A 22,246-nucleotide genomic window follows, 5' to 3' on the forward strand; every position below is an offset into this window, starting at 1 on the left:
CGGCCTGCGCCACTCGCGTGCGGATGGCAGCACTGTGGGCGGTGTGGGGGTGAGGGTCTGACCGTTGCTGCCGGTAGCGGCTCTTGGCTTGGGTAATAGTGTCCCGCGACCGTGATACTGTAAGGCTTTGGGCGTTTGTGGGAGGCTGGGTCATGGCGTGGGGCGATGGCGCACAGGCGGGGGCGGTGGCGCCGCATGCGGCGGCGGCAGTGGCGGCTGCGCGTGTTCTGAACGATGGGGGCGGCGCTATCGAGGCTATGGTGGCGGCTGCCGCCGTGATTGCGGTCGTCTACCCGCACATGACAGGTCTCGGGGGTGATGGATTCTGGCTCATTCGCGAACCAGGATGCGATCCTTATGGGATCGATGCCGGTGGCGCCGCCGGGGCGTTTGCGACCCCTGACGCCTATAAGGCGAGAGGTCACGAGACCATGCCTATGCGGGGTCCACTTGCCGCCAACACCGTGGCCGGCACGGTGGGGGGCTGGGAGCTCGCGCTTTCCTGCGCGCAAAGGCAGGGGCCGGTCCTTCCGCTCGAGCGCCTCTTCGAAGACGCCATAGGCTACGCCGAGCGGGGCTTTCCGGTCACGGAAAGCCAAGCCGCGAGCACCGCTGGACGCCTGGCGGAGCTCCGTGGCCTGCCAGGCTTTCGGGAGCACTTTCTCACGCCTGACGGGCTCGTGCCCGCGCGTGGGACCCTATGGCAGCAGCCGGCGCTGGCGGCAACCCTGCGTAGTCTCGCGCAGCGGGGATTGCGGGACTTTTACGAGGGCGAGATCGCAGCCCGTGTGGCCGCCGATCTGGCTCGTGTGGCAAGCCCTGTGGCCGTCGCGGATTTGGCCGCGTTTCGGGCGCGTCGGGTGCGGCCTCTGCGGATGGCCCACAGCCTGGGCATGCTCTATAACCTCCCACCACCCACGCAGGGTGCCTTATCCCTGCTCATGCTTGGCATCCTGGATCGCGTAGGGCTTGAGCGGCTCCCGCGCGAGGGGGCGGACATGATCCATCTGGCGGCCGAGGCCGCCAAGCGCGCCTTCGGTCTGCGCGACCGTCACAAGGGCTGGTTCCTGGAGTCCGGCGGAGATGTCGCCGAGTGGCTTGAGTCCGGGCGGCTCGATGCCGAGGCGCGCGCGATCGACCGGATGCAGGCCGCGCCGTGGCAGGCCACCCAGGGGCCGGCTGATACCGTGTGGCTCGGGGTGATAGACCACGAGGGCCGGGCAGTGAGTTTCATTCAGAGTCTCTATCATGAATTTGGTAGCGGCGTGGTCCTGCCAGGTACCGGGATCTGCTGGCAGAATCGTGGCGCCAGCTTTTCCCTGACCGCGGGCGCAGTCGACTGTATTGGTCCCGGTCGCAGGCCCTATCACACATTGAACCCGGCGATTGCAACCTTAAATGATGGGCGCGTGTTGGCCTATGGGGCCATGGGCGGCGACGGCCAGCCCCAGACTCAGGCCGCGGTGTTTACGCGTCTTGCCCTTTATGGCGACGATCCGCAGGCGGCAGTGTCGGCGCCCCGCTGGCTTTTGGGGCGCGCCTGGGGAGACCCCTCGAATGACCTGAAGATTGAGGCGCGGTTTCCTGATGCGGTGTTCCAGGAGCTCGAGCGCCGGGGTCACCATATTGCGCGGCTTGCACCCTTCGACGAGACCGTGGGCCATGCCGGCATGCTGGTGCGCGACGCCCATGGTCGGGTGTTCGGTGGGGCCGATCCGCGCAGCGATGGTCGGGTGGTCCTGGTCGATTGAGACCGCCTGCGCCAAGGATCGGGCAGCCTGTCATGACGGCCGCTCGGATAGGTATGATAGAAGGCTTTTGATGTGGGCGTTTAGGGGCGCGACGATGTGATGGCGTCGATTTTTGTTTATATGGGACTGGGACTCCTTACGGGACTGCTGGCCGGCATGCTCGGAATCGGGGGCGGCAGCGTCATCGTGCCGGCCCTGGTGTTTGTCTTCGCGCATCAGCATCTGCCGCCCGGGCTTGCCATGAAGCTTGCCATCGGTACCTCGCTTGCGAGCATCCTTTTCACGTCGCTTGCCGCCATTCGCGCGCAACAGAAGCGCCGCGCCATCGATTGGGAGGTGGCCTTGCCGCTTGGGGTCGCGACCCTCGTTGGGAGCTTGGTAAGCGGCTATATCGCGGGCTTTCTGCCAGGACTCGTCTTGAAGGAGGTCTTCGGGGTATTCCTGGGTCTCGTGGGGCTCCAGCTCTTGACGCGCTGGGCGCCGCCTGCGAACTGGGGGCTGCCGGGACGCCCGGTGCTTTTCGGTGTGGGTCTCGGCATTGGGGCCTTGTCTGCGATCCTAGGTATAGGGGGCGGTAGCCTGACCGTCCCGTTCTTGACCGCCTGCAACGTCGAAATGCGTCGGGCGATCGCCATTTCCGCCACGCTCGGGCTTCCGATCGCACTCTTTGGCGCCACTGGTTTCGCGCTCTCTGGTCTCCATAGGGCGGGTCTCCCTCCGGCGACTCTCGGCTATATTTATCTGCCCGCCCTGGCGGGACTTACGACCGTGGCTATGGTGGTCGTGCCCGTGGGCGTGCATCTCGCCCACAACCTGCCGGTTGCGCGATTGAGGCGTTTTTTTGGAGTACTCTTGATCGCAGTCGGCACGCAGATGTTACTGGGACAGTGATCGAGGAGTGCGGCTTTAAGTCTTTGGGGTCGTGGCGCCAGAGGGCAAGGGGCGCCGACCCAGGGCGATGCTTCGTATTGAGGAGGCGCTTATGACAGGATGTTGCGGTGATACGTCATGTGGGATCGGCCGCTGTTTTTCCCATTTCTCGCGCCGCTATGTCCGTCGCTATGAGCGCCACGGCCTTGAGACGACGCAAAAGCAGTTGGTCGCGGGCCTGCTCGCGGCGGGCTTCGACGGTCGCACGCTCCTCGAAGTCGGATGCGGGGTCGGTTATCTCCACCAATACTTGCTCCTGAGGGGCGCGGCCACGGCGGTGGGCGTCGATCTCTCCGAGACTATGCTGAGTGAGGCGCGGGGCCTAGCGGAGCGGCAGGGTCTCGCGGGGCGCACCCGCTATATGGAAGGGGATTTTCGTTTGATGGCCTCCGAGCTCGAGGCCGCCGACATCACCGTGCTCGACAAGGTGGTCTGCTGTTATCCCGACGCGGCGGGGCTACTCGCGGCGACCGTAGGTCGTACCAAAGAGAGTTGTGCCCTGACCCTTCCCCGGCGCCACGTTGTGAACCGCGTGGCTTCGCGCCTCGGCGCCAGCCTTCTTCGGATCGTGGGCAGCGCCTATCGGCCTTATATCCACGACCCGGTCCTCATCGATCAGTGGATGCGTGAGGCGGGCTTTGAGCGGATTTTGGAGAACCACACCCTGTTTTGGCTTACCTGTGTCTATCGGCGCGTCGCTGCCTCCTGACATCGCGCGTGGTTGCGGGAACGGTGGGCCGCGGGACCGTTGCCTGCGAGATTGCGCGCGGAATTCACGAGCGCCACATGGGTGAAGGCCTGCGGGAAGTTGCCGACGAGTCGCTGGGCCCCGGGGTCGTACTCTTCTGAGAGCAGGCCCACGTCGTTGCAGAGGGCCGCGAGTCGAGTGAAGAGCTGCTCGGCTTCGGCGCGGCGGCCCTGCAAAACAAGGTTGTCTACCAACCAAAAGGAGCAGGGCAGGAAGACGCCCTCGCCTGGCTGGAGTCCATCGCGCGCGCTCTCTGTACGGTAGCGGAGCACGAAGCCGCCCACCATGAGGTCGGTCTCTATGGCTTGGACCGTACCGACGATGCGGGGATCGGTGGCCGGAAGAAAACCTACGAGCGCCATCATGAGCAGGCTCGCATCGACTGTCTCGCCGCCGTAATATTGCGTGAAGCTGTTCTTTGCGGCATTAAAGCCATGCGCGCAGACATCCGCGTGAATGTCGTCGCGGATCCGCTCCCAGCGCGCCACTGGCCCCTTTAGGCCATAGTCTGTCGCGTCCTTTACGGCGCGATCGAAGGCCACCCAGGCCATGACTTTGGAGTGGGTGAAGTGCTGTCGACCACCGCGGACCTCCCAGATACCGTCGTCGGGGAGATGCCAATGGGTCTCGAGAAACGTCATGATGGCGCATTGGATGTCCCAGACGTGAGCTTGTGGATGGAGGCCCACGCTGCGTGCCAGATGCAAGGAATCCATGAGCTCGCCATAGACATCGATTTGGAACTGATCGGCGGCCGCATTGCCGACGCGCACGGGTGCTGCGCCCTCGTAGCCGCGAAGCCACGGGATCTCGCGTTCCCCGATCCAACGCTCGCCGGCTACGCCATAGACGATCTGGAGGTCCGCCGGATTGCCGGCGACTGCGCGCAGGAGCCACTCGCGCCAAGCAGTGGCCTCCTCGGTGTAGCCCGTGGTGAGCAAAGACCAGAGGGTAAAGGTCGCGTCGCGCAGCCAGCAGTATCGGTAATCCCAGTTGCGCGCGCCCCCCAGTTGTTCCGGAAGGGAGGTCGTGAGGGCTGCGGCGATCGCCCCCGTGGAGCGGCAGGCCAGGGCCTTCAGGGTAATGAGTGATCGCCGGACTACGTCTCGCCAGGGGCCTTCGTAATGGCCTCGCGCGGTCCAGGCGCGCCACCAGGCCTCGGTGTGGGCGAGGGCCGCGAACGGTTCGGGCGGCGCACAGGCTGCGTGATGCGTCGGTTGGTAACTGAGCTGGAAGACCTCCTTCTGCCCCGTTGTAAGCGTGAAGCGGGCGACCGTGGTCTGACCTTTGCCGTGTACGGGGATCGTGGCGGTCAGGTAGAGGCTGTCGGGGCCTGCAACCGCGAGCCGCGCGTCGTGCACGCGCCGCACCCACGGGACCGTGGATCCGTAGTAGAAGCGAATGACGAGCGCCATCTCCATGTCGATCGTGCCGCGCACCCCTTCGACGATGCGCACGAGGTGGCAGCGCTCCTCGGAATCATGGCCATTCATGACCATGAAATCCGTAATACGGGCACAGCCTCCCGAAGTCTCGAATTCGGTTTCGAGAATCAAGGTGTCGGGGCGGTAGCGACGGCGTGCGGCGCGGCTACCGCCCACAGGGGCGATCTGCCAATGCCCATTCTCCCGGTCGCCGAGGAGTGCCGCGAAGCACGCCGCAGAATCGATGCGTGGCGCACAGAACCAGTCGATCGAGCCGTTGTTGCCGACCAGGGCCCCTGTGATGGTGTTGCCTATGAGGGCGTAGTCTTCGATTTTCAGGGTGTGATCGTTTGTGACTGACATGGTCCCCCTCGTCGTGCAGAAGCGGTTCCTATCGCCCCGCCCTATGCTTCCTTGCCTGTATAGTCCTTTTGTTGTGTCGCGGGCAAGCCCCGAAGCAGGCTGCGGCGCGCCTTCTCGTGCCGCTTGCGGCTTGACCCCGTACTTAGGTACGGGGCTTAGACTTGTATTTCCTAGGGGCGTTTGGCGAGGGATATGGACAAAGGGATGGAGGTGCGCACGGGCCCGATGGGCCCGAGCGGGCTGTGGGTCGCGGTCGTCACGGGCCTGCTGGCCTCGCTCTGTTGTGTCGGGCCGCTCGTACTGGTCGCGGCCGGTATCGGTGGGGCATGGGTCGCGATGCTCACCGGCTTGGACCCGCTACGTCCCTGGCTTACCGCGCTCTCCGTCGGACTGCTTGGCTTCGCCCATATCCGTCAGTGGCGGGCCAGGCAGCGCGCGGTCTGCGACTGCCAGGCGCAGTCTGCGCGCACAGTTGTGTGGCTCTGGGTCGGCACCGCCCTAGTCGCGGGCGCCCTGCTTGCGCCCTATGTGCTCCCGGTCTTGATTATGCCTGCCATCCCCACGAGCCCTTAAGGAGATCCCATGAAAAACGTTACGCGCTCTATTGTTCTTACCGCGGCCCTGACCTCGGTCGCGATAGCAGTCCCGGCGCTGGCCGCAAGGGGTGCCACGGGATCGCTGCGCGTGGCGGCTCTCCAGTTTTCGCAGGCGGTCATTCACATTCCTGGGATGACCTGCAGCAACCATTCATGCGCCACGACCGTTTATATGGCGCTCATCCGTCTGCCGGGGGTGATGGGTGTGGGTGTCGATGAATCGACGCAAAATGTCACTGTGAAATATATCCCGGGCCGCACAAGCCCGGCCGTGTTCTTGAAGGCCGTCAAGAACGCGGGCTTCCCTGGGACTCTCGTACGCCCCAAGGCCGCCTGAGACCCGAGCTGTTCAGCGGTCAGGCGACGTAGGCGAGGGAGAGTCCGGCTGGGTGGCGCGACTTAAAGGCCGCTTGGTCTGCCACAAGACATACCGGGAGTCCTCATCACGGGCGAGCGCGCGTTTTATGGCGGCGCGCTCCTTGGGGGTGAGGCGGTAGCGGGCCAGGTAAGCGCGGAAGAAGCGTACATAGGCGGCGTCCGGGGAGACGATCATGCGAGCCTCCAGCGCCGTGGCGTGGGCGGCGCGGGCGACATCGTAGGACAGTTGCCGTGCCTGCCCGGGTTTCAGGCGCGTATCGAAGTATTGGCGCTCAAGATCGAGACTGATGCGCCGGCCTATGACGAGGCGGCGAGCTGTACCGGGACATATGTGCCTTGCGCAGTCCTGCCAGATGGTCGCCACCACCTCCGGGGTCGTATAGGTCGGGAAGTCGTGCCCTACGCCGGAATTCATGATGCTGAGGCGGGCGACAAGATCGCGCTTTGCCTTCTGGGGCTCGACACGTAAGCGGATGGTGAGCGCTTTGCGCACGAACCGCGGGTTATGAATGCCGTAGAAGTCGTGCCGGCCCTTCGGCATGTGGCAGGTCTGACACGTCACCCCCACGCGCGCGTAGCGGCTGCGGCGCCATTCCCCGTATACGTTTTCCAGGAGTGCGCCGTGCAGGCGCGCCCCGTTGCCATGGAACTGATGGCAGCTGATACAAAAGCGGCTGCGCGTGAAGTCCTTGCTGGGGGTGAAGCCGTCGTGGACGATACGTCCTGCGGCGAGATAGCTCTCGAGCGGGGGGCCGAAGCGCCGATAAGCGCGCACATGACAGTCGGCACAGGTGACGCCTTGGCGCGCCATGGGGCCAAGCGCTGCGCCCATAAGCGCGGCCCGGACCTCGCGGTTCTGGCGACCGGCGGGAGCGTGACAGAAGAGGCAGCCGCGGATGAAAGCCCAGCGGCCACGGCCTGCGGCCATGAGCTGCCCGACGACCCCCGGCCCCATGGCGAGCGCATGCCGACTCCGGCGCCACTCGCGGTACTGGCGGATGTGGCATTGGCCGCAGGCGCGGGCCGACAGGGCGAGCTGGGCTGCGGGCCAATGGGGTGGCAAACGGCCGCCGACCGGGAGAGGGCGATGCCAGTAACGGCTCAAGAAGGCGGTCGTGGGCCAGGCCCAGGCCGGCGCCGCCCATAGCCAAAGCGCGCACGCTAAGACAAGCCCCGAGGCCTTGTCCCTGCCTCCGCGTTTCCGCAATCGTGCCTCCACTGGCGGCCCGCTCGCCCCGCTCGGAGGATGCGAGCGGGGCCTTCTGGGGTTAGGGCGTCGCGCCACCACAGACGCCCGTCACGTCCTCAGGAGCCGCAGGCGTTCTTCATGTGGCTATTCTTTTTCGCCGCATGCCCCATGGAGCCGCAGGCGTTCCCCATCTTTCCCATGCTCCCCGTCTTCCCCATGCTCCCCGTCTTTCCCATTTTCGATGTGTTCGCCTGGGCGGTGGTGAGGGCCACGGTGGCGGCCAGGGCCATCAAGATAGACAATGCGGTGCTTGTGTTCTTCATAAAGGCTCCTAAAAATGCTCGCGTTGTGGAAACAATTTCGGCATGGGACCGCGACGATTCGACCCAATCCCTCCTCAAGGCCCGGTGGTGGCTTCCATGGCATGGTGGCTGTGCCCCCCAGCCCTCCCGGGTTTCTTGGTGCGGCAGTCCGGGCGCGGACTTGAGGGAAATTCCCGCGCCACGCCGACCCCCCTTGATATTACACGGGGTCGCGGGATTTTCCGAATACCTGACCCGTGGGGCGCGAGGGCGCCTTAGGGTTAAGGACGCCCGGGGCGTGTGCGGTGCCTGCGGCGTCGAAGAGCGTCACGAGCGTAATCGGGCTGTCTCTCGTGGTCATGCGATCCCGGCTTGGCCGCGGGCAAGGGGCAGCCGGGCGCGCCTCGTGTCTCACGGTCCTTCCATGGCGGTTGCCCATTTCGGTTCTGACATCAGGGCTTGCCCAAGGCCATTCACGCCTCCGCGACATTTCTCTTATCACCAAATTGGTGATATCAGTCACCATGCTGGTGACCGACTTCTGGGTCTTGGTTGCTAGAAGCCGCGATTTTTCTGGGCCGGCGCGTGCTGGTCCGTCTCTTGCTACAAACCTCCCGCAACTCCATCCAGATCACTATTGCGGGGGGAATCTTATGACTATAAAAATATCAATGTGGCACCGTAAACTCTGGGCGGGGTTGTGCCTAGGCGCTTTGTCGGGGGCCGCGTTCGCGGCTTTGCCCGCACCCCTGGTGAGCCCCCATTGGCTCCAAGGGCATTTGGGTGACAAAAATCTCGTCGTCCTCGACCTGCGCCCACCTAAGGATTATGCCGCCGGTCACATACCGGGGGCCATCTCCGCGCCGTATGTTCACTGGCGCATGATGGTTCGCAACGTGAATCGCATGCTTCCACCGATTCGGGTCATTCAGGCCTACCTCCGTTCGGTCGGCGTCAGTAATCACTCCGAGGTCGTCATCTACAACGATATCGACACCCCCATGGGGCTCGGACTGGGGGCCGAGACACGCGCCTTCTGGACCCTCAAGGTGTTGGGTCACAAGGGGGAGGCACTTCTAGACGGTGGTTTCGGGGCTTGGCAGCAGGACCACGGTCCTGTGACGACGACGGCAAGACAGGCTCATGGAAATTTTGTCGCCCGTTACCAGCCGCAACTCTATGCGACCTTGCAACAGGTCCGCGCCGATCTGCACCACCATGTCGTATTGGTCGACAATCGCCCGATGCATCAGATCGTGGGCCTCACCAAAGCCCCTTTCGTGTCGCGCTATGGGCACATACCGGGCGCCGTGCCCTACCCCGTGAGCTGGATAGTGGGCCCCACAGGCAATCTCCTTCCGAAGGCGCAGCTCGCGGCCTTGGCGCGCCTTGCGGGTCTGCCGCAAAACCGCGAGGCGCCGGTCGTGACCTACTGCAATACCGGGCATTGGGCGAGCATCGGATGGTTCGTGGCGACCCAAGAGCTCGGCTACAAGAATGTGCGTCTTTACGACGGATCGATGACCCAGTGGGCCTACCATCGCCGCGATCCGATCTCTGTCGGTTTCGTGAATTAGGGCGGCCGGCGATGTGTGCTTCCGCGTTCTTCCGCAAGGAGGGGTCCCCGCGTGCGCGTGGCAAGGGCGTAGGGGTACGCCCCGGTCATGGGGGAGGGCGTACCGTGGCGTCTCGTGCGGCGATTAAGCGGGCGGGCGCAAGGACATCCCGCGTGTCGTGTAGTGCCCCAAAGCGGGGCCAATATTTGACAAATGACATAGCTAAAGACCCAAGGCTGCCCTAAGAGCATGCGAGGGGCCCATTCAAGCCGGAGTGGCTCCTTTCCAAGGGGGTAGAAAACGGTACGGGGGCTTGGGCCACAGGGCCGCAACACCGTGGCACGTTTTGATCGAGCGATTTTGTGCGGGGCGATACAGACAAAGGTCGACGCTTAAAGAAGGGGGAGGAGAAATGCCTATCCAAACTAGGCGCATTTTGAGGACCACGGCCATGGCGGTGGTTCTGCTTGCTCTTGCCGCCTGCCATCACAAGTCCGCCAATCAGGGCGCCGCAGCCAGTTTTACAGGGGCGGCGGCTGCACCCGCTGTGGCGAGCGTCGGCGGGGTGCACTCGGGCGGGATGGCGGGCGGCGGGACAAAACAACCGGCCGGAGGGAAGCAGGGCGCTATGGCCAACGCCTGCGGGGCTTAAGAGGGGTTCGTGAAACAGCGAGGCGACACGCGGACTTCCCGCGCCGTCATCTCGTCATAACCATAAAAGGAACTGGAGGAGTGTGATGAAGCAGCCGAATAGAAGAAAAGTGCGCTGGGCACGGGTCCTGGGGGCGGGTGCGATGTTGGCGACGTCGGCCACGGCATTCGCAGGATTGTTGCCTTCCATGAGTGAAAAACCAATGCCGGCATGGACCATGGTCTACGGCACCGAGAAACCGCAACAGAAACCGACGATGTTGCTCTTTGGTGTGGTGCAGCCCGGGTACTCCTACATCCAGTCGGGCCCGCCTGCGACTGCGACCGTCACGGGCAATGGGCAGTTCAAATTCTACCGCCTGCGTCCGGGCGTGCGCGGTTCGATAGGGCCCAACATCGATTACTATTTTCTCGCTGAGTTCGGGAATAATCCGGCGAATCCCAACAACGGCGTGGTGGGCCACGCGCATGTCTTGGATGGCAATGTGACCTTGAACTACATCCCGGGCGTTCATGTCCAGGTGGGGCAGATGCTGGTGCCATTCGGCGAGGAGGGGTTGACGGCCGCTGGCGTTTTGCCATGGGTGAATTACTCGCCCGCCACCTATAACATCGACTACAACGAGTTTGCCTCGGCTCCCGCTCCTAATGCTATTGACGCGCCTGGGGCCGGCCTCTTCAATGGCGGTCGCGAGATGGGGGTGATGGCCTTCAACCAGTTCGTCCATGGGCCGATGGCCATCGACTACGCGGTGGGGTATTTCAACGGTACGGGTTTATCGCAGACCGAAAGCAGTATGAACCATCCGGATCAGGCTTTTGTGCATGGGGGTTTCGACTTCGGTCCCTTGGGGATTGCCGGCAGCTACGAAGCGGGGCGGCAGGTGATCAGCGGAGCGGGCGCATATCTGCATGAAAGCTTCCATCAAAACAAGTACGCGATCGATGTGCGTTTCGGGAACTACATAAAGGACCCGCTGTGGCTGTGGTATGAGTATCAACATGCCAATAATGGGCAGCCAAGCAGCGAAGGGAATGGCACGGCGCGCGGTTGGTTTGCGGCCGCAGGCTTCCATCCCGTGAAGAAGTTCATGGGGGTGTTCCGCTACAGCGCCTATAACACCGAGAATCTCCTTTCGGTGACGGCGAACACGGCGGGGCCCGTATTCACACCCGGTTTTAACACCGCGACGACGAACGTGAGTCTCAATCAGGACAGCCTGATCGGTGTGTATCTGGCGCGCAAGGGGGTGCGCTATTACGTGGAGTTCGACCATACGACGTTTAACAACAACAGCGCTATGCCCAGTGATAACGCGGTGAGCGTCATGTTGAGCGTGCCGTTTGGTGTGCGCCTACTCCACTGAGGGGTGATGCAGAGGTTCTCCTAGCGTCGTTAGATTGGGGGAGGAGTGATCCTCCCCACCTTTTTTCTTCATCGGCCTCCAGGGTCTTGTGTCTTGGCGGTCGGGCGCGAGACCGCATGCGGGGCATGACATGAACCTGAAACGCGTGTTGGTAAGCGTTCGCAGGTATACGGGATGCGGCAGCTTGCGTCCGCTCGCGTTGTGCGTTCTTCTTTTGGGGCTGATGTGGATCCCTGCGTGGGGCGCGACCAGGGCGTCTGCGCTGCGTTTCGGCGTGTTGCCCCTGCAAACCCCGGTGGTCTTGGCGCGGCTCTTCATACCCTTGTGTGCGCGCTTGGCGACGGTTCTGCATAGGCCGGTCATCTTCGCGACCGCACCCGACTTTAAGCGTTTCATGGCGCGTGCCCAGGCCGGCCGCTACGATATTCTGTTTCTGAACCCCTATCTCTATCGGCAGCTCTCCGGGTACCGCGCCGTGGCGCGTATCAAGGGTCTCCCTTTCATTGGCCTTTTGATCGCCCACAAGGGAAGCGGTATCGTGGCCTTGACGCCCCGGGTCCTCAAGGGGCGGACCATCGCGTTTCCAGATCGCCAAGCATTCGCGGCGACCCTCATGGTGAAGCGCTATCTGCAGACGCGCGGGGTGAACGTGGATACCGAGATGCACCCCATCTATTTGCGCAGCCAGGATTCCGTGATCTTGGCGGTGGCGCGCGGTCTTGTGGATTTGGGCGGGACCTGGCCTTGGTCGCTCGACCAGGAGCCGGCGAGCGTGCGCGCGCGGGTGCGCGTTTTGGCGCGGACGCCGCCGGGACCGGAGATGCCGATCGTCGTGCGCGACAGCTTGAGCGAGAAGACGGTGAAAGCCCTGCAACAAGCACTCATGGGTCTTACGCGGAGTGTCGCGGGGCGCAGCCTTCTACGGCGCATGCGGATTCCTGGCGGGTTTGCCATTGCCACGCCAGCTGACTATGCCGCCATCCCACGCTGGCCTATCTCCCGCAAGATGGCGCCTGTGCCATGAGACCGCTGCGCTATTACCAGACCTTTCGCTTCAAGGTGGTCGCCTCGATCGCGCTTGTGCATCTCGTCTTGATGTTGACCCTCGTGATCGTTGTCGTCCAAGGTCAGGAGCGCACCATGGATGCGGTCTTGCATCGCAACGCCGAGAGTCTCGCGCGCATGGTGGCGATCGCCTCGCGCAATGCGGTTCTGACTGAGAACCTAGGGACGCTGCAGGAGATCGTCCATTACGCGGTCCACAAGTCGGGTGTGCGGCGCGTGCGTATCACGAATGCCCAGAGAGTGGTCCTGGGACGCAGTGGGCCGCGGCGGATACGCGCGCATTGGCTCACGGTTCGCCATACGATCCGGGTCGGGCGCTATTCCGTGGGCGGTGTCACCTTGAGCTTTTCGCGGGCGGGTGTATTGCGGCAGATGGCGGCGGCCCGTAACACCGGTCTGTTGCTCACCTTGGTGGCGCTGATTCTCGGAGGCGGCGCGGGATGGTTGTTGTCGCGTCACCTCACAGGTGACCTCGAAGGCTTGATGCGCGACATCCAACAGCTGGGGAGCGGTCACGACGAGGAGCGGCGGGTGCAGGTGCGGCGCCATAATGAGGTGGGGGTCTTGAGCGAGGCCTTCAACGCGATGTTGGCGCGGCTCGCGCGTGCCCACCGACAGACCGATATCGAGCGGCGCAAGCAGGCCGAGTCGGAACGACTGGCCTGTCTCGCCGAGACCGCCGCGGCCATCGTCCATGAGATCCGCAACCCCCTGGCGAGCATCGTAAGTGGCGTCGAGCTTATCGTCGACGACAAGGGGGTATCGGAGGGCGAGCGCCGGGAGTTCGTGGCACTTGTGCGGGACGAATCGCGGCGCCTGAATGCCGTTCTCCAGAATTTCCTGAAATGGACGCGGCCGGCTGAGACTCTGCGTGAGGAGGGGGACCTGAATGCGGTCGTGGCGCAGGTGGTGGAGATGTACGATCTGACACTCAATCGCGATCATCACCATGTGTTTCGCTTGGAGCTTTCCGAGGAGTTGGGGCCCGTCTCGTTTGATGCTGATCAAATTCGGCAGGTCGTCTGGAATTTGTTGTTAAATAGCGCCGAGGCCATGGCGAGTCCTGGGACCATTACGCTCATGACTTCGGCCGAGGAGGATTGGGTCTATATGAAGGTGGCGGACACGGGGTCTGGCGTGCAGGGCAGCGTGGAGCGGCTCTTCGCACCGTTTTACACCACCAAGACTGAGGGTACCGGACTGGGCCTTGCCTTGGTGCGCCGCATTGCCAACGCCCATGGCGGCTGGGTCACGATCACCAACCGGTTCCCGGGTGCCCTGGTCGTGTTTGCCATAACGCGGGAGGAGAGTCATGAGCGACATACTGCTGGTGGATGATGAGCTCGCCCTCTTGAAGATCCTGGCGCGCACGTTGGAGCGCGCGGGTTACGGGGTATCGTGTGCAAGCTCGGTGGAGGCAGCCCTCGCCCAGGCGGCGGCCAAGAGCTTCGACATCGTGGTGACGGATCTGAAGCTTACGCACGACGACGACGGCCTGAAGGTAGCGCAAGGGGTGCGCGCCCTGCAGAGCAACATCGGTGTCTTGATCGTTACCGCCTACGCGAGCGTGCCCTCGGCGGTGGAGGCCATGCGTGTCGGGGTCGACGACTACCTTATGAAGCCGGTGGAGACCCAGGAGCTTCTGTTGCGCATAAGCTCTATCCTTGAGCGGCGGCAGTTGAAGCGCGAGGTCCAGACCTTGCGATCACGGCTGCAGGCCGACAAGAAGACCGCCATCATCGGTGAGGAGACCGGGCTTGCGGGGGTTTTCGGTTCCCTCGACCGCGTCGCGTTGTCCGATCTTCCTGTCCTCGTGCAGGGCGAGAGCGGGACCGGCAAGGAGCTCGTGGCGCGCGCCATCCATGACCGCAGCAACCGGCAGGGCCGCTCCTTTGTCGCCGTGAACTGTGCGGCCATGTCCGAGCAGCTTCTGGAAAGCGAGCTTTTCGGGCACGTGCAGGGGGCCTTCACCGGTGCCGACCGCGCGCGTCGCGGCCTTTTCGAGGAGGCCAACAAGGGCAGCCTGTTCTTAGACGAGATCGGCGACATATCGCCCGGACTCCAAGTGCGTCTTCTGCGCGTCTTGCAGGAACAGGAGGTGCGACCGGTGGGTTCCAACGTGGGCCGCAAGGTCGATGTGCGCATCATAGCCGCCACCCACAGGGATCTCGCCACACTCGTGCGCGAAGGGGTATTTCGCGATGATCTCTATTTCCGGCTCAATGTTCTGCTCCTGACGGTGCCGCCCCTGCACGAACGGCGCCAGGATATCCCGGAGCTTGCTGCCTATTTTGTCGAGCGCTATTGCCAGAAGGCCGGGCGCCCGGTACCGCACATCACCGCCGAAGCGTTGCGCGTGCTCGGGCAGGCGCAGTGGCCTGGCAACGTCCGTGAGCTGCGCAACGTGGTCGAACGGAGTCTCACTCTGGCCGCCGATATCGAAGTACTGGATGCCGAAGACATTCACCTGGATCAGGGGAGCAAGGACGTCGGTCCGCCGCTTTTCGCTCATATGCGGGATTTGGTGAGCCTAGAGGAGTTAGAACGGCGTTATCTCGCCTACGTCCTGGAGCGGACGCAGGGTAACCAGGCCAAGGCCGCCGAGATATTGCAGGTCGGGAAGAACACCGTGTGGCGCAGGGTGCGCGACAGCAAGGGGACTTGAGTGGGCCGGACGCAGGTTTTTTCACCAAAGTGCGCAAGAAGCCCCAGGCTTATGGCAGGCCGTGGCTTATCAGGCTGGGATGGTTGATTCGAGTACCGGCCGCCCAAAATAGTAGCCTTGGCCCCAGTCGATGCCGAGGTCCAGGAGTGCGTGTGCGGTGTCGGCATCTTCGATGCCTTCGGCGATGGTTGTTATCCCTAAGTCGTGGCCGAGTCGTGCGATGTCCCGGACGATGGCGGTCATGCGTTGTTCGGATGCAACATGTTCCACGAGCTGTTTTTCTATCTTGAGGAAGGATACCGGGAGCTCGGCCAGATACAGAAATGAGGAGTACCCGCTGCCGAAATCATCAAGCGCCACACGGAATCCATACTCGAGCAAAGGGGCGAGGTGGCGCTTCACGGCTTGGCGATCCCTGAGCATGGCCCTTTCGGTGATCTCGATCACAAACGGCGTCGCATTGGCGCCCTCCAGATCGGCGAGATGGCTTTGATTGCGGGCCTCTTCCAGTAGCGTAGCTAGGTTGTGGGCCTGTGCGAGCAGGCCTGCCGAGGCGTTCACGAAGTGCAGGATAGGGGCGCGGTCGTTTTTGACGCGCTCCACCCAACGGTGCATGGCGAGCGCTATGACGGCCTGATCGATGCGCTGGAGCTGGCCGAGGTGGGCCGCGGCGTCGATAAACTGTCTGGCCTCCAGGATCGTCCCGTTAGGCAGCACGAGGCGTGCGAGCGATTCGTCGGCCACGAGCGCCCCATCTTTCAAGGAGACGATAGGTTGCGCCGCGGCCATGACGCAATCGCGCCCCAAGGCCTCCTCGATCTGTCCGCCCACAAGAAAGATGCTTGGGGTGGAGCCCGCCCTACGGACCCGATTGCCCCCCTCTTGTTTCGCCCGATAGAGGGCGGCGTCGGCCAGGGTCATGAGTTCGGCTGTGGTCTTACCGTCGGAGGGGGAGGAGGCCACTCCTATGCTGGCTGTCACACGCAGTTCGCGGCCTGCCACGAAGATCGGCGTATTGGCGAGCTGGTCGCGGATACGTTCCATGCTGTAGAGGGCCGAGTCGGGTTCGGCGCCTGGGAGGAGGCAGAGAAACTCTTCTCCGCCCCAGCGTCCTACCAGGTCGCCTAGGCGCATGCTGCCCCGCAGGATCTTGGCGGTATGCACGAGCACTTCGTCGCCGATGGTGTGGCCGTAGGTGTCGTTTATGACCTTGAAGTGATCGAGATCTATGAGTCCGAGACTGTAGATCGGGGGCGCCTGTGAGTCCTGCGTATGAAAACGCCCTACGGCATCTTCGATGACGTTGCGCCGATAGAGTCCGGTCAGGATGTCATGACGTGCAAGGTAATTGGCGCGCGACTCGGCGGCCTGCCGCAGCGCTTCTTGATCGAAACCGTCGAGGGCGAACGAGATGTCCTCGGCGATACGTTTTAGGAGATGAAGCAGGTCGTCGTCGAAGAAGTGGGCCTCGTCGGAGAACACCCAGAGTGCGCCGCTAACGCGACCCTCTCGCTTGAATGGGAACGCCCCGGCTGACGAGCCCGCAGCCGCCACTGTGTCTTGTTCGACGCCGAACGATGGCCCGTCATGGTCGTCCTGTTGCACAACAGCTTCACCGGCCGTGATGGCGGCGCGCGAGAGGGCGAGGACAGTGGCCTCAGACGCTAGGTGCCCGGTTTCCCAATCCTGGGAGAAGTTGGCGGCGACGCGTAAATTGTCGGGGGAGGATTCGACCACGACGATGGAGGCGGATCGCAGGTGTCCGTATTCGACCGTGGTACGGCAAATACCCTCGAAAAGGGCCTGAGGGCTCGTGCGGCATGCGACCAACTGGTCGACCTGACAGAGCGCCGAATAAAAGTCCGTGACGTGGCGCAGGCGTTCCTCGGACTGCTTGCGTTCGGTAATGTCGTGGCATATCGCGACATAGTGGGTTACGGCACCCGAGTCGTCGCGCACGACGCTGATCGTAAGCCATTCAGGGAAGATCTCGCCGTTTTTGCGCCGGTCCCAGATCTCCCCCGCCCAGTGGCCGCTCGCGAGCACCGAGCGCCAGAGGTTGGCGTAGAACACCGGACCGTGTCGGCCCGACTGCAGAAGTCTTGGCGATTGCCCGATCACTTCTGAGGCGGCGTAGCCGGTGAGGCGCTCGAAGGCGCCATTGACGGCGATGATGCGATTGGCGGCGTTTGTGACCAAAATAGCCTGCATGCTGTTATCGAAGACAGCCGCCGCGAGATTTTGTTTGTGCGCCATCTCGGTGTGCCAGCTCATGTCGCGGACGATGGCGACGTAGGCGCGTTCGCCCTCTTCAATCGCACTCGTTATACTGACATCGGCAAGAAATATCTCGCCATTTCGTCGACTGAAGTAGGCGCTGTAGCAGAGACTGTCGGGCCGCGCGCCGTCAGGGTGCGGGCGGATGGGGGCATCGGTGCGCCACGTTCGGAGGCTTTCGCCAGCCAGGGCCTGCGGTTCACAGCCCAAAATGCGGCCGGCCTCCTTGTTGGCGGCCTGGATGATGCCTTGGTCATCCATGACAAAGACGGCATCTGTACTGAGCTCGAGGAGAAACGCGAGTTTGCTACGCAGGCCGGTTTCTCCTGGCTGCATAGGCACCCCCCTTCTTGTAAGTATGATCGTCTCCGGCGGCTCTCCTGCGGCCGGAGCCCCTTCATGGTGATATGGTGCAGGTCGTGCGCCTATGCCTCCTTATGGTGACTTACCATTCAAGTATAGACAGTCGCTGGCCTTTTTCGCCCCCGCGAGACAGGTGGTGCGGGCGGGCCGGCATCGCGCTGGCGTCTGGACTGGTCTTGCGCCGCGTTCAGGAGGCCAACCAAGGGGAGCGGCGATCGATCGCCGGACCGCTTCCCTCCCGGCGGGGAGTCCTTTACAATGCGTTGCACTGGGGCGGTAGCTCAGCTGGGAGAGCGTCGCGTTCGCAATGCGAAGGTCGGGAGTTCGATCCTCCTCCGCTCCACCATAAAATCAAGCACTTACGCGGAATTAGAGGCTCACGGTAGGCGACTTTGCTGTAACGGCGCTGTAATCGTGAAGAAAAACGGGCTAAAGTAACTCCATTAACGGATGGGGTTAACTATGGCATCGTTCATTCCGCGTAAGGGGCCAGGAGGTAAGCGCGTCTGGCAAGCGCACGTTCGGCGGCGTGGTTATCCCGCCCAAGTGAAGACCTTTGACGCCAAGGCGGACGCCGAGGCCTGGGCGCGCAAGCTTGAAGGGGAAATGGATCGCGGCGTATTCGCCTCCCGCGCCGAGGGGGACAACACTACTTTAGCCGAGGCCTTGGCCCGATACCGGAAAGAGGTATCGAGCCAAAAGCGTGGGGCAGCCCAAGAAGCCTCTGTAATTACCGCCTTGACCAATAGCCCTTTGGGTCGCCAGACCTTGGGCTCGCTGCAAGGGAAGGTTCTGGCTCTTTACCGCGATGCGTTGCTCTCCGAAGGATACAGCCCAATCACTATCAAACGCCGGTTCGCGATCCTGTCCCATCTTTACAAGATCGCGGCGCAAGAGTGGGGGATGGGTGAACTTGTCAATCCGGTCCCGCGCGTATCTATACCGCGCGTCCAAAATGCCCGCGATCGCCGCCTCGTTGATAACGAGCGGGATATTATTGTATCTGCAGCGCAGGTCTACGGCGGTGAGATAGGCCCCCTTATCACCTGGGCCATCGAGACCGCCATGCGCCGCGGGGAGATCGCGGCCATGCGATGGGAACACCTGGACCGGAAGGCGCGAGTCTTGCTGCTACCGGAAACCAAGAACGGGGCGCCACGGCGGGTGCCGCTGTCCGTGCCGGCGCTGGCGGTCTTGGACGCGCTCCCTAGGCGCATGGGCCATGCGGCCCACGATGTCGACGGGCGGGTATGGGGCATGCGTCCCGACTCGATCAGCCAGGCCTTTGAGCGGGTCTGTAAGGCCGCCGGTATCGAGGGCCTAACCTTCCATGACCTGCGGCATGAGGCCACCTCACGCCTGTTCGAGAAGGGCCTGAATCCGATGCAGGTGGCGGCCATTACGGGCCACAAGACACTGCAGATGCTCAAGCGGTATACGCACTTGCGGGCTGAGGATTTGGTGGGGATGCTGGGGTAGGAGCCGTCCTTTACTGATAATTAAAACAAGTCACGATAAAAACATCGTTCCCGTCACTACCGCCGCCTTGATCGTAGATGTACCAATCATAGGCGCCTGGAGAACCGCCAGCGATCGTTAGTTGGACTTGGCTGCTATAACTGTAGTGAGTGTTGCCCTCGCTAAATTGATCGTAAGTTCTTTCACACAAGGCGTAGGGCCCAACGACTGCGGGGCCCCAATTATTCCATCCTTCATAGTCCGCTACAGCTACCAGCTGCTTAAACGCGCTATTCCAACTCCCCCCCTGACACACCATCAATTGCCCGCTGCCATTGCTATTGGTCCCGATCGCGCCGTTGGTCGAGCAGCCTTCGCCCTGGTAGATGACGCCGCTGGCCGGGTTGGTTGTGAACTGCACGGTGCCGGTGTTGGTAACGGCGTTGCCTCCGGTATTGAGGTTGGTCTGCATGGTGTTGACCTGGGGGTTGCCAGGCACCGCCACGCGGTACAGGTAGGTGCTGGAGACCGTACCGGAATTGAAGTAGACCAACGCGGCCGGGGTCCCGGGCTGCGCCGTCAGCCCGAACTGCGTGACTGGCAGCTTCCAGCCCCCGAAGGCGCCGATCGCGTCACCGGTGTCCGCCTGATACAGCCCCGGCCCCGTGTTGGGCTGGAAACCGCCCTGCTGACCCATCTCGGAGGCGATCTCCGGCAACATGTCCGGATGGACGGGGCGTCCACCGGTGACGTTGATCAGGGCATCGATATCGTTGGCGGCGGGTTGGTAGAAGGACACCTGCCAGGTCTGTCCGTAGGCGTTGATCGCTGATGTCGAGGGGGGCAGGTAGCCGGTCGTGATGAGTGTTAACGATCATGTAAATCCGCGTCTTTCTGACACATAGACGCGGATTTACATGATCGTTAACAGTCATAGGACGCAAGCGTGGCTTGGCGCACCACCACGTCACGCGCCTTGATGTGCGCGGGCAAAGGGGCGAGCGGCGGGGGTTGGTGTCGGCGGCCACGCTCTTGCTCCAGGGCCTTCTGGACTGCGTGGGGATGCGGCACCCCACGGCCTAAGGCCTCGGTGAGGGCGGTATCCAACGCGGTGGCCCCATAGCGTTCGAGGAGATCCTCTAACGCGTGAATCACACGCGCCAAGGGCTCCCCGCGGGAGGCGGCAGCGGCTATGAAGGCCTGACTGTTTGGCACGGCGTGCCCGAGGCGATCGATGCCACTATGCCCGCGGGCGGCGGCCTTCGCGGACCGCAAGGCCTCGATATGGGCAGGGTCCTCGATCTGCGCGAGTCGGTCATAGCTACGGACATGGGTGGCGAGAACCTCGGTCCCACAGACGATCCGAACCTGGTGTGGGTCAGCGAGCACGGAGAGCGTCTGCCCGACCTGCGCAGGAGGCACCGAATAATCGTTTCCATCAAAGCGCGCATACGGCGTCTTCCCGATCCGCACCGTGACCTGTTCGATCACGGGATAAGGATTATCGGGGAGCGGGAGCAAACGCGGCTGCTCGTCGGCAAAGACTGCGCGGACTGTGCGCGTGCGGTCTTCCGGGCACACACGATCCGCTGCAAAACCTGCACACCATGCCGTCGCTTGGCGATTCAGATCGTCTAGATCAGTAAAGGAGCGAGCCGCAAAGAACGTGTCGCGTATGGTTCGTATGGCACGCTCCACCCGGCCCTTCTCGTTGATATGGGCTTAAGCCCATATCCCTCAAAAGCATTGGCGCGACCGGCCCGACCTGATGGCCTTCCTCCGCACCTTGTAGCGGAATATTATGTGCTGTTCGATTTCCTTAAAGGCACTGCCTTGGCCCGAATCGTTATCGAGCAGCACATATTTGTGACCACACCATATTCGTTGCCGCGCGCAATCGCCACCGGGCGTGGTTCGAAACGATAGTGGCTAGCGAAGGCCAATAAAGTCGGGTTGAAACGAATGGCGTCTCCCCGCCGCTCTAAGACCGCGCTGCGGAGGTTGTCGTACAGTATGACCCGAGGCAGGCCTTGCCAGGCGTGAAAGGCCCCGAGATGACCACGCAGGAAGTTCTCCATGCGCGCATCGAGGGAAAAGCGCAGGAAGATCTGGCGGGAATAGGACAGCACCATCACAAACGCCATAAGGGGACGCTTCGCGCGCCCGATCACGAGATGCCCGAATGATGCCCAATCGCATTGGCCTTGCTCGCCAGGCAAGGTGCGCAAGCGCAGATAGGCCTCGGGCGTGCGGCGTGGACGATGGCGTTTGATCGCTCGCCGAAAGTGGCTCACGCTGCCCCGATAACCGCGCTCATAGGCCATCTGATACAAGCGGGTCGCGGTCAAACGCGGGAAGGTCTGTAAGGTCTCGATCAGAAACGGCAGATAGGGGTCGATCAACTGCGGGCGCGCCGTGCGTCCTAGGGGGGCGCCCGCGTCTTCTACGAGCACGCGTCTGACCACCGAATGGTGAATGTGGAGTTGACGGGCAATCGTGCCTACCGCCCAGCGCTCGGCATGGTAATAGCGCAAGATCAAGGCGTGGGTCTCGGGAGATATCATGGGTCAGGGATCCTGTCAGAGGGGAAAAAGCCGCACCGGGTCCTCTGCGGACGGTCTCGCACAAACCCCCGTCGCACGGCCGCCGCACAGAGACACCCACATTGGGCGCACTGCCCGAAAACGGGGGTGCGAGGACCTTGTGACAAGGGGCGTTTATCGTCAGCCGCCGCATCGCGGGAAAGTACAGCACGGTCTAAGCGAGGGCGGGAACTCTGATGCGTCACGTTTTTACGAGAAGCCCGGTACCGGCCGGCGCGCGCCGCATGATGAAAGCGCCCCGGACGGGTCGCTTGATAGCGTCGCCCGGCGGCCCGGAGACTCTCACGCCGAGCCTGCGCAGCACAGATCCGTGTGCAATAGCGTTGGCCCCGGTCACACCGGCGGCACAGAAGGACTTGAGCGCGGCACCGCACACACAAAAAGAATCGGGCAGTCGGTTCCAGTGAACACTCTCAGACGTAAGAGTGTGGCTGTATTTTCCAATCCTTAAATGATACTGAACGAGGGTCTGTTGACGCGTCCCTGGAGGCCAGGGTCAGGCAACCCGGTGTTCCTGTTCAAAGATCGTCTTAAAGAGCTTCTGTTTGGCCTCATTCAAC

General features: G+C 62.8%; 19 protein-coding genes, 1 tRNA gene and 1 pseudogene. 13 read left to right on the plus strand and 8 right to left on the minus strand.

Going from position 1 to position 22,246, the window contains the following annotated elements:
• Positions 1 to 152: 152 nt before the first annotated feature.
• The 3 genes from ACYCTF_RS00520 to ACYCTF_RS00530 all read left to right on the plus strand — a co-directional run bounded on the left by ACYCTF_RS00520 (position 153) and on the right by ACYCTF_RS00530 (position 3,390).
• Positions 153 to 1,751 (plus strand): gamma-glutamyltransferase family protein, encoded by a 1,599-nt coding sequence (locus tag ACYCTF_RS00520; RefSeq protein ID WP_461282234.1) that lies wholly within the window; start codon positions 153 to 155, stop codon positions 1,749 to 1,751.
• 99 nt (positions 1,752 to 1,850) lie between these two features.
• Entirely contained in the window at positions 1,851 to 2,642 is a 792-nt protein-coding gene (locus tag ACYCTF_RS00525) for a sulfite exporter TauE/SafE family protein (RefSeq protein WP_461282255.1), read from the plus strand.
• Positions 2,643 to 2,733: 91 nt separating this feature from the next.
• The gene (locus ACYCTF_RS00530) at positions 2,734 to 3,390 is read left to right on the plus strand and encodes a class I SAM-dependent methyltransferase (protein ID WP_461282235.1); all 657 of its coding nucleotides are present in this window, start codon (positions 2,734 to 2,736) and stop codon (positions 3,388 to 3,390) included.
• Here the strand turns inward: ACYCTF_RS00530 and ACYCTF_RS00535 are convergent.
• Positions 3,366 to 5,216: a glycoside hydrolase family 15 protein gene (locus ACYCTF_RS00535; RefSeq protein WP_461282236.1), complete on the minus strand. Its 1,851-nt coding sequence runs from the start codon at positions 5,214 to 5,216 to the stop codon at positions 3,366 to 3,368. The two genes, ACYCTF_RS00530 and ACYCTF_RS00535, sit on opposite strands and share 25 nt — an antisense overlap.
• A gap of 192 nt (positions 5,217 to 5,408) precedes the next feature.
• Here ACYCTF_RS00535 and ACYCTF_RS00540 point away from each other — a divergent pair, with 192 nt between their 5' ends.
• Complete coding sequence (locus ACYCTF_RS00540; RefSeq protein ID WP_461282237.1) at positions 5,409 to 5,789, plus strand: mercuric transporter MerT family protein; 381 nt, start codon at positions 5,409 to 5,411, stop codon at positions 5,787 to 5,789.
• 9 nt (positions 5,790 to 5,798) lie between these two features.
• Complete coding sequence (locus ACYCTF_RS00545) at positions 5,799 to 6,149, plus strand: heavy-metal-associated domain-containing protein (protein WP_461282238.1); 351 nt, start codon at positions 5,799 to 5,801, stop codon at positions 6,147 to 6,149.
• A 12-nt stretch (positions 6,150 to 6,161) separates the two neighbouring features.
• Here the strand turns inward: ACYCTF_RS00545 and ACYCTF_RS00550 are convergent, their stop codons facing one another.
• The 3 genes from ACYCTF_RS00550 to ACYCTF_RS00560 all read right to left on the minus strand — a co-directional run bounded on the left by ACYCTF_RS00550 (position 6,162) and on the right by ACYCTF_RS00560 (position 8,042).
• Positions 6,162 to 7,397 (minus strand): multiheme c-type cytochrome, encoded by a 1,236-nt coding sequence (locus ACYCTF_RS00550; protein WP_461282239.1) that lies wholly within the window; start codon positions 7,395 to 7,397, stop codon positions 6,162 to 6,164.
• A gap of 98 nt (positions 7,398 to 7,495) precedes the next feature.
• Positions 7,496 to 7,702, minus strand: a complete 207-nt coding sequence (locus ACYCTF_RS00555; protein WP_461282240.1) for a hypothetical protein — start codon at positions 7,700 to 7,702, stop codon at positions 7,496 to 7,498.
• Between the two features lie 199 nt (positions 7,703 to 7,901).
• The gene (locus tag ACYCTF_RS00560; protein WP_461282241.1) at positions 7,902 to 8,042 is read right to left on the minus strand and encodes a hypothetical protein; all 141 of its coding nucleotides are present in this window, start codon (positions 8,040 to 8,042) and stop codon (positions 7,902 to 7,904) included.
• A 292-nt stretch (positions 8,043 to 8,334) separates the two neighbouring features.
• Here ACYCTF_RS00560 and ACYCTF_RS00565 point away from each other — a divergent pair, with 292 nt between their 5' ends.
• The 6 genes from ACYCTF_RS00565 to ACYCTF_RS00590 all read left to right on the plus strand — a co-directional run bounded on the left by ACYCTF_RS00565 (position 8,335) and on the right by ACYCTF_RS00590 (position 14,985).
• Entirely contained in the window at positions 8,335 to 9,258 is a 924-nt protein-coding gene (locus ACYCTF_RS00565; RefSeq protein ID WP_461282242.1) for a sulfurtransferase, read from the plus strand.
• Between the two features lie 391 nt (positions 9,259 to 9,649).
• Positions 9,650 to 9,889, plus strand: a complete 240-nt coding sequence (locus ACYCTF_RS00570; protein WP_461282243.1) for a hypothetical protein — start codon at positions 9,650 to 9,652, stop codon at positions 9,887 to 9,889.
• Positions 9,890 to 10,076: 187 nt separating this feature from the next.
• A complete protein-coding gene (locus ACYCTF_RS00575) occupies positions 10,077 to 11,255 on the plus strand; it encodes a porin (protein ID WP_461284403.1) in 1,179 nt (392 codons plus the stop codon).
• A gap of 130 nt (positions 11,256 to 11,385) precedes the next feature.
• Positions 11,386 to 12,279 carry a phosphate/phosphite/phosphonate ABC transporter substrate-binding protein gene (locus tag ACYCTF_RS00580; RefSeq protein ID WP_461284404.1) on the plus strand — a complete coding sequence of 298 codons (894 nt, stop codon included), beginning with the start codon at positions 11,386 to 11,388 and terminating at the stop codon, positions 12,277 to 12,279.
• Positions 12,276 to 13,658, plus strand: a complete 1,383-nt coding sequence (locus ACYCTF_RS00585; protein ID WP_461282246.1) for an ATP-binding protein — start codon at positions 12,276 to 12,278, stop codon at positions 13,656 to 13,658. Before ACYCTF_RS00580 ends, ACYCTF_RS00585 begins: the two co-directional genes overlap by 4 nt.
• On the plus strand, positions 13,633 to 14,985 hold the full coding sequence (locus ACYCTF_RS00590; protein WP_461282247.1) for a sigma-54-dependent transcriptional regulator: 1,353 nt from the start codon (positions 13,633 to 13,635) through the stop codon (positions 14,983 to 14,985). Before ACYCTF_RS00585 ends, ACYCTF_RS00590 begins: the two co-directional genes overlap by 26 nt.
• Positions 14,986 to 15,054: 69 nt before the next feature.
• On the opposite strand, the gene ACYCTF_RS00595 is transcribed toward ACYCTF_RS00590, so the two are convergent.
• Positions 15,055 to 17,598, minus strand: a complete 2,544-nt coding sequence (locus ACYCTF_RS00595) for a sensor domain-containing protein (protein WP_461282248.1) — start codon at positions 17,596 to 17,598, stop codon at positions 15,055 to 15,057.
• Positions 17,599 to 17,895: 297 nt separating this feature from the next.
• Here ACYCTF_RS00595 and ACYCTF_RS00600 point away from each other — a divergent pair.
• A tRNA-Ala gene (locus tag ACYCTF_RS00600) sits at positions 17,896 to 17,971 on the plus strand.
• 116 nt (positions 17,972 to 18,087) lie between these two features.
• Positions 18,088 to 19,104 (plus strand): site-specific integrase, encoded by a 1,017-nt coding sequence (locus ACYCTF_RS00605; protein ID WP_461282249.1) that lies wholly within the window; start codon positions 18,088 to 18,090, stop codon positions 19,102 to 19,104.
• A 10-nt stretch (positions 19,105 to 19,114) separates the two neighbouring features.
• On the opposite strand, the gene pilV is transcribed toward ACYCTF_RS00605, so the two are convergent.
• The 3 genes and pseudogenes from pilV to istA all read right to left on the minus strand — a co-directional run.
• A complete protein-coding gene (gene pilV / locus ACYCTF_RS00610; RefSeq protein ID WP_461282256.1) occupies positions 19,115 to 19,945 on the minus strand; it encodes a shufflon system plasmid conjugative transfer pilus tip adhesin PilV in 831 nt (276 codons plus the stop codon).
• A 62-nt stretch (positions 19,946 to 20,007) separates the two neighbouring features.
• Positions 20,008 to 20,781, minus strand: a complete 774-nt coding sequence (locus ACYCTF_RS00615; protein ID WP_461282250.1) for a Mu transposase domain-containing protein — start codon at positions 20,779 to 20,781, stop codon at positions 20,008 to 20,010.
• Between the two features lie 170 nt (positions 20,782 to 20,951).
• A pseudogene (istA, locus tag ACYCTF_RS00620) lies at positions 20,952 to 21,647 on the minus strand (IS21 family transposase); the annotation flags it as partial.
• Positions 21,648 to 22,246 lie beyond the last annotated feature (599 nt).

This window comes from Acidiferrobacter sp. (assembly GCF_054609335.1).

Excerpts from the sequence above, each read along its gene's own strand:
- ACYCTF_RS00540 (WP_461282237.1), top strand. The coding sequence starts at position 5,409 with ATGGACAAAGGGATGGAGGTGCGCACGGGCCCGATGGGCCCGAGCGGG.
- ACYCTF_RS00545 (WP_461282238.1), top strand. The coding sequence starts at position 5,799 with ATGAAAAACGTTACGCGCTCTATTGTTCTTACCGCGGCCCTGACCTCG.
- ACYCTF_RS00595 (WP_461282248.1), bottom strand. The coding sequence starts at position 17,598 with ATGCAGCCAGGAGAAACCGGCCTGCGTAGCAAACTCGCGTTTCTCCTC.
- ACYCTF_RS00565 (WP_461282242.1), top strand. The coding sequence starts at position 8,335 with ATGACTATAAAAATATCAATGTGGCACCGTAAACTCTGGGCGGGGTTG.
- ACYCTF_RS00585 (WP_461282246.1), top strand. The coding sequence starts at position 12,276 with ATGAGACCGCTGCGCTATTACCAGACCTTTCGCTTCAAGGTGGTCGCC.
- ACYCTF_RS00525 (WP_461282255.1), top strand. The coding sequence starts at position 1,851 with ATGGCGTCGATTTTTGTTTATATGGGACTGGGACTCCTTACGGGACTG.
- ACYCTF_RS00560 (WP_461282241.1), bottom strand. The coding sequence starts at position 8,042 with ATGACCACGAGAGACAGCCCGATTACGCTCGTGACGCTCTTCGACGCC.
- ACYCTF_RS00520 (WP_461282234.1), top strand. The coding sequence starts at position 153 with ATGGCGTGGGGCGATGGCGCACAGGCGGGGGCGGTGGCGCCGCATGCG.
- ACYCTF_RS00580 (WP_461284404.1), top strand. The coding sequence starts at position 11,386 with ATGAACCTGAAACGCGTGTTGGTAAGCGTTCGCAGGTATACGGGATGC.
- ACYCTF_RS00555 (WP_461282240.1), bottom strand. The coding sequence starts at position 7,702 with ATGAAGAACACAAGCACCGCATTGTCTATCTTGATGGCCCTGGCCGCC.
- ACYCTF_RS00530 (WP_461282235.1), top strand. The coding sequence starts at position 2,734 with ATGACAGGATGTTGCGGTGATACGTCATGTGGGATCGGCCGCTGTTTT.
- ACYCTF_RS00605 (WP_461282249.1), top strand. The coding sequence starts at position 18,088 with ATGGCATCGTTCATTCCGCGTAAGGGGCCAGGAGGTAAGCGCGTCTGG.
- ACYCTF_RS00535 (WP_461282236.1), bottom strand. The coding sequence starts at position 5,216 with ATGTCAGTCACAAACGATCACACCCTGAAAATCGAAGACTACGCCCTC.
- ACYCTF_RS00570 (WP_461282243.1), top strand. The coding sequence starts at position 9,650 with ATGCCTATCCAAACTAGGCGCATTTTGAGGACCACGGCCATGGCGGTG.
- ACYCTF_RS00590 (WP_461282247.1), top strand. The coding sequence starts at position 13,633 with ATGAGCGACATACTGCTGGTGGATGATGAGCTCGCCCTCTTGAAGATC.
- ACYCTF_RS00575 (WP_461284403.1), top strand. The coding sequence starts at position 10,077 with ATGAGTGAAAAACCAATGCCGGCATGGACCATGGTCTACGGCACCGAG.